The organism is Pseudomonas sp. CCI3.1 (assembly GCF_034313985.1).
In the GTDB taxonomy this organism is placed as follows: Bacteria; Pseudomonadota; Gammaproteobacteria; order Pseudomonadales; family Pseudomonadaceae; genus Aquipseudomonas; species Aquipseudomonas psychrophila.
The window spans coordinates 4736848-4749220 of record NZ_JAVIWO010000001.1 but is presented as its reverse complement, the minus strand read 5'-3'; the positions used below and the strand labels follow the sequence as shown (position 1 = coordinate 4749220).

Here is a 12373-nt window from a genome sequence, read left to right as displayed (position 1 = left end):
GAAACTCTGGCAGTATCGGTCCTCTGCAAGCCCCGTAGAATGCGGCCTCTATGTTTTGTTTAGGAACTATTTTTCAGTCCTCTTCCGGCGTCCTGCCTACGTACGAAAATCCATTTCCCCCTCGCCTGCTAGACTGTTCCTTCATAGAGGATCATATATGTTGAACTCAGATCTGATTCCCGCACTGTTTTACAAACTCAACCAAAACCAACTTGCCTTGGAAGCTGCCATCATGGAGCTAACGATATGGGTTGAACAGCAAGGCTCATCTGAGGTGGGGGGAAATATTCGTGGCGCGCTAGAGGTCATTACGCAGAACGAAAAGTTCATCAACGCTTCACTGACTGAGCTCATGCCTCCTGAATGAGTAACCGGACAGATGTGGACATGTATTTCTCCACAGCAAATTGCTTGAAAATGATTAGTGACGCGTGATGGCATTAGCTTCGTCCGCCAGAAGCTGATAATCAGTTACCGCTTGGACAAGCGAGTCAGCCAATATCCGCAGACGTTCCACTTCTTCAGTTGGGCGTCCTGCTTTTTTGGCCTCTCGATAATGATCCTGTGCCTCTAGAGCCGCTGAGATCAAAACCTCCCCGGCTTCGGCCATTCCCAAAATCGTCCTCTTCATCAGTACTCACCAACTTGGTATTAACATCAGTCTAGCTGCTGGCTACTAAGTGTTGGCTTCCACAAGATGGTTTCCGTGGCCTCCTAGCACCCCATTCAAGCTGGGCTTACTAAGCGCCAGTAAATACGGAACTTTATAAGCAGGTGCTCGCTGCACCGACACCCAACGCTGCTGAACCACGAGTAACGATGGTACTCGAAAAGTCACTGAGGCCTTAGTCTCCCCCCCCCCCACGGCGTAATGCCGAACGAATAAAAGCCAAAATAACTCATAACCAGTATAACGGAAGGGCACTCCGGGATTTTATCCATATAAATCAGCAATCTATTAGAATTATAGTTCCGCGAAAACTACAGACTTACTCGCATCCACATCAGATTAATAAAGGGTTTCGTTTTCGGCTGCGAAACTGAAATTACACTATCACCCGCTATACAGCCAACTAAATCGTACGATTTTTTATAAGCACTACAAGCCCCATCGCGCACCAAATAGATGCTCTATATCATCGACTTAAAAAATTGAGCGGTATCTAACAATCCGCACTTACACTAATACTTCCCTGATCAGCGATATATCTCAAGCAAAACCGACGACTTCAACACCAATACTGGGTGATTTATCCTCACCTGGTTTTCTATTGAATAAACAATTTCACAACACCTCACCAAGCCATGACAACACTCACCTTCATAACGTATCAATTGAGAACTGACCACTGCCTTCCCATTGCTCACGTGAACGGGCTAACGTATCACGATCAGTAACGAACGTTTTCACTTCCACCTGAACATTCAACGTCGAACCGCGCGCTAGATGCCCCGTGGATCCCGGAACCAGGCTGACACCAGGACGGAGTTGGTTATCGGAGTTACTCACTGCCCCCTCGGCGTCCCGTACCATCATATGTACGGACTTGCCATCGAGTTGGGCGCTCAGCACCCGGAGAGTAAAAAAACCATCTTCGGCAAATCGATAACCTTGAACACCCACACGCTCACCGGTAAACGACAACGCCATCGCAGCATTCGCTGCGCAGTTGAAGTTTATATTCACTACCCGCGCTCCGACCAGCAGATGCTGTCCTTCGCGCATTCCTTCCAACAGTTGCGCACGCTGGGTTTGACCAAAATCCACGACTGGTTGGCTAACTGACATCACGCAGTCATCAGCATGGACCGTGAATGAGATACACACCCCAAATATTGCGGCACTGATTGCACACATTTTTGAAAAAAATACACACTTCATAACGATTGCCCCTGAACAGGGTGACACACGGCGTTGATGGTTTCAAAAAAACCATCAGTATCGGCTTTTGGTGGCAGGCTGAAATTAATTTTGCAGGTTTTATCGCCAGGTAGCCCAACTGTCAGATACGCGTCTGGCTCGATATTGGGCAGAAAAACCTGGCCCTTATCGACAACCGTGGTGAGATACTGGTCGTCTGCCGAAACCGCCAATCCCTTGTCCAGAATTCTTCCGTCTGGGAGGGTCACATTCATCAAGACGCGACGGGCTGTAACAACATTGAAATTAATGTTGCTGACCGAACCGCGACCGACCTTGAGCTCCTTATAGGTATTAGAGATATCAACATTACGCGGAAGACTCTTGGCCACAACCTCCACACGGTTGTTCTCGTAAGCCTGCATACCTGGCGCCACAGCTTTTCCCCATGCATCGGTCCAGACAGGGCCTTGTGGGGTTGTTACTTTAACCCCACTTACATCTCCAACAGTAAGAATACTAAAAGTGTCGTTAACCTCGTAAGGAGTGAAGGTCACACCATCATCATGGGCGACAACGGCACCACTCAAACTACCGTTGTAGATAGTGGAATCCTCACCGCTACGTGAATACCCCACGGTTGCATGAGCATAACGAGGCAGTAGGTTGGTAGAGACCGAAAGGTCGGTATCCCGGTCTACGCTGTTCCGTTCGGCCTGAACACGATAACCGAAGGTATCGTTGACCTGTTGGTTGTAAGAAGCACCGGTACGAATACCTCGGTCATCATGATTGGAGAATGCTCTAAGTGAACCTTGTCCTAGCGGCATCGTGACAGACAAAAAAACCGAGTCTCCATAACCATAAGGACCGATTTCCCCTAGGCTTTTCTCCATGTTTACCGAGACTGAGGCTTTCTTAAAGTTTTTCGACCATGAGCCCACCAAGCGTTGACTATCCTTGTTATCAAATTGGCTGGTGTAACTATGAGATAGCCGAAAGTTGCCCAATGTTGGTTCCGACCACCCGACGGACGAGGTAAATTGATCACGGTAGCGCGATTGATACCAACTTGAATCGTCCTGGCGATAGGTGGTGTCTGTGAGGTCCCGATAGCCTTCAGTCTGGTGCGTGGCGCTCAAGCCCAGAGACATTTTTGCTGTGACCTGGGTAGACAAGTTGGCACTCACTTGTGATCCCTTACGACCCTCATCAGTGGCACTGGAAAACACTTGGCGCAGGCCTAGGCTTGTGGTGGGAGTCATCGCATGATCGAGAGCCAATCCGGCCGCCTGATAGCCGTCAGCAGCCATCAGACCAGTAGAACCGGAAGTCTTGCTATTTATAGCCCATGTTCCGCTGCCAGTGAGTAAGCTGGGTGTCGAGCTTCCGCCACTACCCAATGGGCGATATTGGCCCACAGCAAAAGAATAACCTGGCGCAGCGCCTTGCGTGCCTCCGCCGAAACTAGCGGAAGGGATGCTGAAGGTACGACGCGAACCATCGGCCTCAATAACCGTAACATCCAAATCCGTACTCGCGCTTAACAATGGCAGGTCCGCCAGGGTAAAGGGACCAGCGGGGACTACGGTGGACAAAATCAGTGCTCCGTTTTGCCTAACTTCTATGCGCGCCGTTGAGTTGGCCACGCCCTCCACTGCCGCCCCGCTGTTACGCGCTCCGGCTCGCAGACCTGCTTCAGGTACCAGTTGAACACCGGTAATTGAATCGCCGGAGAACAATGAGTTGGCGATATTGATCTGTCCGCCCTGAAAGGTCGATTTGAGACTGGTCACGGTTTTTTGCCCATAAGCGTACAGATGTTCCGTGCGGCTACTGCCATCCTGTACGGAATAGTTTTGTCGAGTTCGCACAATCCAATTACCTATATTGAACCCTGCGACAGTATCCAAAGAGCGAAATTCGCTGCGGTTATTGCGGAACTGATTGTTCATGCCCATAAGGTTGTAATTGAGCATGACAGCCGTGCCACCCTCAGCAAAATCGCCTATGTCTGCATCAGGAGTGCGAAGTGCATCGGTCGGTACAATCAACCCGACTTCACTCTTGCCCGGTTTTAGCTCCACTTGTGTCATCGGATACGCTTCTAGAAATTTAGCATTAATCTCTTTAGGCATTTTCTGTGATCGCCCAGGGTTGGCCAAATGAGCGATATCAAGAAGGTCTGAGGTTAGAACTAACCGACCCTCTCTATCGAAGATAGCTGTGGCTTGCCCCTTACTCATGCCATTTACATACAAATTGACGGTGTGACTGCCTTCAGAAAAACGCGGTGCTTTTGCAAAGTATCGAGCGGCCTCAGGGTCAATGTTGCGCCCCTTAAGCATATCCATATCAAATTCAACTAACTCAGCAGCTGTTGCGCGGCTAGACATTTGATCCGTAGAGACTCCTGCTACAACATTTTGTTCAGTGAAGAGCATCACACCCATAAGGATGGGGCATACTCGCCATAGGTAGGCGCTAGACATAATTAGACTCAGTGAAAAGCAAATGCCGTCAACCGAGCTACTTGGCTTTAAGGCATGAAATTTAATCAGCGACTAACAGGGGCTGTATACTTATCGACCGTGTAGCCATAAACCGTCGCAGGAGAGAGTATTATATCCTTCAATGTGTTAAGTGTGTCAGAGGGCACATCGAGAGTGACAACTTCACCCGGCAACAAATACGAGCGAGGCAATTGCACTATAGAATTGGACGGCATCAGAGTAATTGCCTGATCAAGACGTACCACATAGGCATCGGGATTAGTCACCTGCAACTTGCTATTTTGGATCGACCATTTAAGCCGACGCCAAGGTTCTTTATCCATGGCCAGACCTTTAGGATGGATGATAACTGGCAAGTTCTGCCGCACGTTCATATTCACCCTAACTCCGGCTGAGTCATCCTTCGGCGGAATACCTTCGAATACCACTCGACGAAGGCGCTGGACTTTGAGTGGCTCAGTGGTTTGTAGGAGAAAACGAATAGCCTGGGTTTCGCCGGGATCTACTCGTGCAACGGGCGGAGTTAGTACAATGAGATTTTCATCATCGTTCTCGACAGGAAGGATTTGACTGTAAAGCAAAGCCGGTCGACTGTCAGAGTTTTTGATGTTTATAGTGGCTTCACCATTGACCTCATTAAGAATAACCACTGAAGTTTCCGGGATCATTCCCGCTGCATGAGCGCCCGTCACTATCAGCGATGATACAAACAACGTCCACCCAAGTGAGTACAACATAGTAAATTTCATATTCTTCCTTCTATTATCAGACCTTAGCTGCTACCAGTCGACAGAAAAACCAAGAAAACTTCAGGTAATACTTATATCTCGCAGCGAGATAAATCCTGGATCGCCGTTGCCGGCGACCCAGATGAATCAGCGAGCATTTATCAGGCAATGTTGTGCACAGCCGTCCATACATGATAATTTAAAACTTAGCACAACGGCCAAGCTTCTAAATTCAAACCGGAAAACCACAAACCAAAAAGATAGAAACTAGAGATAAAACACTTCAATAGTAGCCAACCCATCAATATTGATTTCATCCGTAACCGGCAAATTCTCAGCCTTATCAATCGCAGCTACTACCTGAACATCCATAGTCACAGACTTATGTGCAGCAGGTGCATTACTCGTGCCATCACTAAAAGCAACAAGCGAACTCCCACTAGCTGAGAGCCCACCTCCAAATCTTACCCAAGTGTTACCACCATCTGAACTTGCCACCCTAAATGTTGATCCGGTGCCTGAGGTCTCGCCGTCGATTTTCAACGAATAAGCACCAATTTTAGCACCATTCTTAGCAGCGCCTAAGCCATACTTTGCCGATGCACCATAGTTATCAATAGTGGCCAAAGTAGATACCACAGTGGCGCTACGCTCATCAATCGCGCTCAATGCAAACTTTACGGGCGCATCACAAGTCACAGAAAGACTTGTGTGTTTTTCAGGAAGCATAGTTTGTTCGGTAACATTTAACGTCCCAACTGGAATATTCCCATAATCAATAGTAGAACCACCAACAAAGTTAGGCGCACATGCTGCCGGAATGATAGTACCGATCAACTTCAACTCTGTAGTTGTTGCCGCGCTTGCAAAAATCGGCGTGAGCAATGCGGAAGCAGCAAAACTTAAAGCATAAATCTTTTTCATAATATTTACCATTTTGATAAACTTCAGATAATAGTCTAGGCTCGACACGAGCTAATCAGCTGCCTATCGAGTACGTTTCCACTAAAGCGAAAAAACCACAAATTTCGGTCTATACGCCTATTAAAAGAAACATATTGCTTACCAGCACTCTACTTACTAAGTGCTTGCAATCGCGGCCTATAATATTTCTCTGTAAATCCCAAAAAAATAGGACGATTCTTAAAATCACTAGTTTTCTTAAAAAAGCTTGAACGTTTTATAAATTCATGAAACCTACCTCTCTGGCGTAAGCTTGACAGGCCTGCAGCGCGATTAGTCCTTGATCGCCGTCGCCGGTGATCCCGATAATTCGTTGAGCATGCGCTGGGTCAAGTTGGGCTCTACGGGCGCCATAAACCACGCCGCTGGTGCAGGTGGCGGTTTGCACTCCGTCACAACCAGTTGTGGCTGTGGCGTCGAGTTGGACTGACAACCGCAGGTCAGCAGTAGCAAGGCGATCACGCAGGCGTGCTTGTTTGGTTTTTTCATCAGTCAGGACTCGGTAATGGGATTGGTCGCTGGCTGCCAGCCACTGCTCCAGGGCGAGGCGTTTGCCCTGCTCTGCTAGAATTTGCGCTGAGTTGGCATTGGCCACATCGGTGCGTTCGGTTTGGTGGGCGGCTTCTTTGGCGGCCAGTCGCTGGCCGTAGGCATTGGCCTGCCACACCCATGCGCCCCATGCGCTTCCAGCCATCAGGGCCAGGATAATCAGCAGCGCCCCGCCCCACTTCACCGCATCGATCTTCACGCCAACACCTTCAATGCCCGGGCGTACAGCGCCTGGCGATCTGCCGCACCATTCTGGCCACCATTGATGCGCTGGGTGATTTTGTCGAACTGGCCTGCGTCAGCCAGGGTGTTGAGACCCCTGCTCGCCCAGAACCATGCCGCCGACATACAGGCATGCTGTGGCTTTTCCAGCAGCTCGGGTTGCATGATCAGGTCCAGGGCCAGCGCTTCGCCGCACGTCATGTAGTTGACCCGACCTGTGATCTGGATCAGGCCACGCCCTCGGTACTTGGAGCCGTCGCCGGTGACGGTATTACCCAGGTCTTTTCGACCTTCGTATCTGGCTTGGTCGGCCGTTGGGCCCCATATTTCTTTGACGTATCTGAGCTGACCGGACTCATGTCCGACTTGGGCGATAAACGCGGCTACGCGCTTCGGACCAATGATCTGGTAGCGCACCATCGCGGCGTTGAGTACCGGCACGAAAACGCTGGCAACTGGGCCAGCGTTGGGGAGGATCTGTAGAAGTTGTTGCTGGGTAATCGACATAAGTTGCCCTTACGAAAAAACCCGCACAAGGCGGGTTGTATGAGGTCGGTTTGGGGGTTACAGCTCGATGACTTTTAGCGGCGCCTTAACCTTGGTTTTCTTACCTTTGGCCTTGGCTTTGCCTTGTTTTCCGGCATTGCATTCGACGGTGGTACTCCAGCCACTTTGGGTGAAGACCTGCTCGACCGAGTCCACCAGGTACTCGCCATCAAGACCAGTTTTAAAGCCTTGGGCGTTGATGCTGCGTTCAGCAAACAGGTCGGTTCGCCCGGGCATTTCCAGACGCACAGCAGCGGTGGAGCGGTTGAAAGCGGACAGTCGGGCCTTGGCCGCTTGTTCAGCGGCGGATTTGTTGGGGTAGATGTGACGGTCGGTGTGTACAGGCGGCATACCGCCCGGTGCGTCTTCGTTGTCCAAGGTAATGATGGCCAACTTGCCGGTTTTCTTGTCTTGATGCTTGGTGCTGACCGCCTTATGGGTGCTGCGATCCGCGAGGCGAAATTGCCAGCGGCTGACATCGCTGCGGGTCAGGGTGATCGCCCCCAGCACCTTGCCGCTTGCGCTCTGTCCGGCTTGGCGTTGCAAGACCAATAACTTGCCGTCGGCCACTTTGGTCGTGCAGTCGTATTGTTTTGCCAGCCGGGTAATGAAGTTAAAGTCTGATTCACTGAGTTGGTCAGCCCGGGGCACCGTGGTGGTCATCGGGCAAACTGGAGACCAACCATTACGCGCGGCCACGTCGTTGACGATGCTGGCCAAGCTGACGTTCTCCCAACTGCCGCTGCGGGTGGATTTTCCGCTGCCACGCATGTCGCTGGCCTTGCCCCGAATCACCAGCGTGTCCGGAGGGCCGGATAATTCGACCTCATCTACGGTGTAACGCCCGAGGCGGGTTAGAGCGGTGCCGCTGTAGCCGAGAAAGACCTCAATACTGGCTCCTCGACTGGGCAGCGATACGGCGCTATCGCGGTCATCGATACGCAGTTCAAAGTCGTCGGACTCCATCCCGGGTTTATCAGTGGTACGCAGTAACAGCAGACGGTCATTAATCAGCGCTGTGATGTCTGCACCGTCTGCGACGATGCGAAAGGTTGGTGTCATAGGTAAATACCAAGCAAAAAAAACCGCCTGATAGGGCGGGCTAAAAATAAGCGTTACGCATAACGAACGATGATTAGCTCCATAGCATCACCACCTCATTACTCGGGGCTGGTAGATCTGGAAGACAAATCAACAGCCCAGCTCGAAACGGTTGCACCTCATCCGCGAGCCCTTGATTGGCATCGAGCACGGCCTCGACCGTGCCGTTGAGGTGGCCGTAGTAGTGCTGGCAGATCGTGTCGAGCACGTCGCCGCTAGCCGTTCTGCAGGTCGTCGCCATAGCGTACAAACTCCAAGGTAAAGGCTTGCTTGCGCGGAATACCGCCCTGCAGGAAGGCGCTCTGCTCTTCTTCGATGCTTTTCAGGCACCAGTTACCCAGCACTTCGCCGTAACCGGTGGTCAGGCCCAACGGCTGGAGTTGGGCGCCGATACTGCGCAGGGTGTCCAGCTGCTTGAGTCCACCTTTGAAGCCCGGGTAGATCGAGCCTTTGAGCTTGATCCGTTCCTCGCCCATGCCGATGGCCTGTTGCGCTGGACGCCGCGAGAGGCGTTCTTGTGAGGCCCAGCGGAAGTCGCTCGAACGGGTCAGCTCTTCAAACGCCGCAGTGTCCAGGTTGAAGTAGTACGGCTTCGATTCTGGTTGGAGCGGCTGGATGATCAGCAAGTGAGGGAATGGTTTCACTGCCTCAACCGCTGGGGTCAGGTCTACACCAAAGACACTGGTCGGGATAATGTTGGCCAGTGAAGGGTTGATGTTGCCCGCGATGCTGTTTATGGCCATGACGGCCTTGCTCGTTTGTTCTTTGAGGGTGGCGAGGCGCTCCTCGATTTGCGAGGTCGCCCGGGTGGCTTTGTTGTAGGTGACCACCACTGTCCCAACTTTGGACTGCGCCGCGCTGATGCCGCGCATGAGCCGTTGGACCTTGGCCACGGTCTCGGGGCTGATAAAGGGCAAATCTCCCAATTCGGAGGCGGCACCGGTGATTTCGCTGATTGCGCCATTCACCGGGCCGAGCATCCCGTCCAGGCTACGGCGCCCGTTTTCCCCAGCTGCAGTCAGGTATTTCAACCCCGACTGCAGCTTTTCCATATAGTCCATAGGCGCTCCTTACCCGACATGTGGGGCGTCATATAAGTTACGGCTCGACATCTGCCGCCCGATTTGTTCCATCTGTCGCTGCAGGTGCGGCTGGAGTTCCCGCGCCAGTGCGGCCGGGTCTTTGACATCGCCTTTCACGGTGATTTGAAGCGGTGCATTGATGTCGATTTTCTGATCGATCTTTGGCGGTTCGACTTTGAGTACCGGCTCAATTTTCGGCGGCATGGCCAGCGGCCCTGTGGGTGAAGCGCTCGAAAACGAACGCACGACATCCCCCATGTTGGTTGCCCCGGGCAAGCCACGAGTTAAGCACGGATCAAATGCCTGCCCATTGACTGTCGGTACCGGCGGTTTTTGATCCGCTGAACCGAACCATGATTTGCCCAGGCTCGCCCCGATGGACTCACCGCCCATGCTGCCGAGAATGCCGCCGATTACCCCGCCGATTGCGGTCCCCAGCACTGGTACTACGGAACCGATGGCCGCGCCCGCTGCAGCACCCGCCAAAGCTCCGGCCATATTGCCTGCTGCTGCACCGTAGCCTTCGGCCTTCGCCTCCTGGGTGTCGGCATTCTGGAAGGTGTCGAGTACACGCATGCCGCCTTCCAACAACGCGGATCCAGGAATCACTTTTCCGGCTTTGCCAACCAGACTCATTGCCCGTGCTGCTCGACCGGGCGGTACTGGTGGAGCAGGCGGACGTGGGGGGTTCGGCGGACGTGGTCCGCCTCCGGCTCGACGCCTGCCGCTGCGATTACCCGTGCGACTGCGCCGACCGCCACGTCTGCCTGCACCGCCCCCTCCCCCATAACCACCTATGGCCGCTGCGTTGACCACAAACACCTTTTGCGGCCCCGAGTCTTCACCGTCACCTTCGCCGGTGCTGGCTTCGCGGAACACGTCCAGCACTTTGAGCCCAACATCGACCGGGTTAAAGCCCTTGCCCTCGCCCTCTTCGCTGCCCCCGTCCTTTTTGCCGCCCAGCGCCTTCAGACCAATCTCAGCCAGGGCCAGCACTTTCGAGCCTTTGGTGTCAGGAGCGCTATCGCCACCCTCTTCGGCGTTGGTGACAAAGACCTTCTGCACCGCATTACTGTCGCGACCACCCAAGGCGCCACGGGCGATGTTGATTAAACCCTTGCCCATTTTGAAAGCGCTGAAGGCAGTGGCCACCATCCCTATCGCACTGACTGCCAGCGTGGTGCCGCTGATCACCTTGGGGAACTCTCCAGCCAATCCTGAAATGCTGGTACCGATTTTAGTCAGGCCGTCAGCAGCCAGATCCGTCAGCGGGCGCAAGGCATCGCCAATACTGGTCATTGAAGCTTCTATGCTCGCCGTTGCGGAGCCCCACTTAGCAGCAGAGGTTGCACGCGCATCAGCCGCGTCTTTTTCGATCTTGGCTTGCCCGTCCGTGTCCTTGATATCGGACATGTTCTGCTTGATCGTTTTGCCGTATTTGATCTGGGCCAGCAGACCGGCACTGGCGCTTTTATCGCTGACAATTGAGGCCAAACCGGCGGCCTCAATCAGCGAGACCATCGCCTGCTCTTCTTCGGCGCTACCATCTTTTGAGGCTAGAATCTTGGCTTTGAGGGCCTCGACGCGCTTGGCTTGTTCCGGGTCCTGCCTGGCGATTAATTTCTCGCTGAGCATGATAAAGGCTTCGACCGGATTGGCCGCTTTGCCGCTTTTGGTTGCCGCCAATATCGACCCGGTCAGGTCATAGCCCGCCATCGCAAAACGCTTCTGACTGGTGCTGCTGATCACAGCATTGAGCAGGTTGTCCATGTTGGTGGCTGCTGCAGCCGCATCTTGTGTCTGTGAAAACTGCGACTGCAGACTGGCCCCGAGAAAGCGCACCGCCTCCGGGCCTTCCATGCCCAGGCGTTTGATGGTGCCCAGCAGCGCGGGCATGTACTTGGCCATGTCCTTGGGTCCAAACGCACCAATGTCACCGGCCGCCGCGACCTGGCCGAGCATGGCACCCATGTCTTCCTTGGCAACACCCGCCTCCTTGAAGGCGCTAAACAGAGTGGCAATGGTTTCGGCTTCCATGCCCTGGCCGTCGACCAGGTCCGCAATCAGTGGCGCATAATCCACCGATTCTTCCCAACTGATGCCCTTTTCAATCAAGCCACTGACCGCACTGGCCAGCGCCTTCTGGCTCATGCCTTTCTGGGTCGCGACCTGGGTAATTTTGTCGGCCATCTGCTTTTCAGCGTCGGTGCCGGCAGTGTGCGCCCAGATCGCCATTTGCCGGATTTGTGCCTGGTAGTCCGCCGATATTTTGGTGGGCACCGCGACCGCTGCAATGCCGATCGCGGCTTTGCCAAGGGTGCTTTTCATCCCGGCCCGACCTTCGTTGAACTGGGTATGACCTTTGGCTTTTAGCTCAGCACTGCGGGCGGTTCGGCCCAATGCGTGGTAAGCCCGGTCAAGCCGCCCGACTTCCACACCCTGCTTGCGCAGGCTGTCGAGGTTGGAATTGAGACGAGTCAACAGCATGGACGCACCGGCGGCGCCGCTGTCGTGGGCTTTTTTCCATTCGTTGCGCAGGCGGATGGTGTCGCCGATCTGGCGTTGCATCACCCGGGCCTTGGCCCCGGTGGCTTCCAGCTTTTTGATCCGGCCTTCAACGTCCTTGAAAGCAGAGCCCACGGTGGAACTGACCGCCCCGCCGATCACCAGCCCGAGGGCGAGTTTGTTTGCCATCTGTTCGCCCTACCCTATGGTTGCGGCTCAATCCGTGAGCCACCAGACAATTTCCGAGAACGACATGTCCGTGATCTCGGCGGCGGAAAAATTCAGCTCCACCGCCAAGCGCTT

General features: G+C 53.4%; 12 protein-coding genes. 1 reads left to right on the top strand and 11 read right to left on the bottom strand.

Features of this window, described 5'->3' with window-relative positions; genetic code table 11:
• Nucleotides 1–157: 157 nt before the first annotated feature.
• Entirely contained in the window at nucleotides 158–367 is a 210-nt protein-coding gene (locus RGV06_RS21895; RefSeq protein ID WP_322151347.1) for a hypothetical protein, read from the top strand.
• A 54-nt stretch (nucleotides 368–421) separates the two neighbouring features.
• Here the strand turns inward: RGV06_RS21895 and RGV06_RS21890 are convergent, their stop codons facing one another.
• From RGV06_RS21890 to RGV06_RS21840, 11 genes are all read right to left on the bottom strand, one after another.
• Complete coding sequence (locus tag RGV06_RS21890) at nucleotides 422–631, bottom strand: hypothetical protein (RefSeq protein ID WP_322151346.1); 210 nt, start codon at nucleotides 629–631, stop codon at nucleotides 422–424.
• Nucleotides 632–1321: 690 nt separating this feature from the next.
• Nucleotides 1322–1882 (bottom strand): hypothetical protein, encoded by a 561-nt coding sequence (locus tag RGV06_RS21885; protein WP_322151344.1) that lies wholly within the window; start codon nucleotides 1880–1882, stop codon nucleotides 1322–1324.
• Nucleotides 1879–4353, bottom strand: a complete 2475-nt coding sequence (locus RGV06_RS21880; RefSeq protein ID WP_322151342.1) for a fimbria/pilus outer membrane usher protein — start codon at nucleotides 4351–4353, stop codon at nucleotides 1879–1881. The genes RGV06_RS21885 and RGV06_RS21880 overlap by 4 nt, the downstream gene beginning before the upstream one ends.
• Nucleotides 4354–4418: 65 nt before the next feature.
• Complete coding sequence (locus RGV06_RS21875; protein WP_322151341.1) at nucleotides 4419–5123, bottom strand: fimbria/pilus chaperone family protein; 705 nt, start codon at nucleotides 5121–5123, stop codon at nucleotides 4419–4421.
• 246 nt (nucleotides 5124–5369) lie between these two features.
• Nucleotides 5370–6026, bottom strand: coding sequence for a DUF1120 domain-containing protein (locus tag RGV06_RS21870; protein WP_322151339.1), 657 nt, complete (start codon nucleotides 6024–6026; stop codon nucleotides 5370–5372).
• 256 nt (nucleotides 6027–6282) lie between these two features.
• Nucleotides 6283–6813, bottom strand: coding sequence for a lysis system i-spanin subunit Rz (locus tag RGV06_RS21865; protein WP_322151338.1), 531 nt, complete (start codon nucleotides 6811–6813; stop codon nucleotides 6283–6285).
• Entirely contained in the window at nucleotides 6810–7343 is a 534-nt protein-coding gene (locus tag RGV06_RS21860) for a glycoside hydrolase family 19 protein (protein WP_322151336.1), read from the bottom strand. The genes RGV06_RS21865 and RGV06_RS21860 overlap by 4 nt, the downstream gene beginning before the upstream one ends.
• A gap of 57 nt (nucleotides 7344–7400) precedes the next feature.
• Nucleotides 7401–8444 carry a phage late control D family protein gene (locus RGV06_RS21855; RefSeq protein WP_322151335.1) on the bottom strand — a complete coding sequence of 348 codons (1044 nt, stop codon included), beginning with the start codon at nucleotides 8442–8444 and terminating at the stop codon, nucleotides 7401–7403.
• 73 nt (nucleotides 8445–8517) lie between these two features.
• Nucleotides 8518–8724, bottom strand: coding sequence for a tail protein X (locus tag RGV06_RS21850; RefSeq protein WP_322151333.1), 207 nt, complete (start codon nucleotides 8722–8724; stop codon nucleotides 8518–8520).
• The gene (locus tag RGV06_RS21845; RefSeq protein ID WP_322151331.1) at nucleotides 8699–9544 is read right to left on the bottom strand and encodes a phage tail protein; all 846 of its coding nucleotides are present in this window, start codon (nucleotides 9542–9544) and stop codon (nucleotides 8699–8701) included. The genes RGV06_RS21850 and RGV06_RS21845 overlap by 26 nt, the downstream gene beginning before the upstream one ends.
• A 9-nt stretch (nucleotides 9545–9553) precedes the next feature.
• Nucleotides 9554–12259, bottom strand: coding sequence for a phage tail tape measure protein (locus tag RGV06_RS21840; protein ID WP_322151329.1), 2706 nt, complete (start codon nucleotides 12257–12259; stop codon nucleotides 9554–9556).
• Nucleotides 12260–12373: the final 114 nt, after the last annotated feature.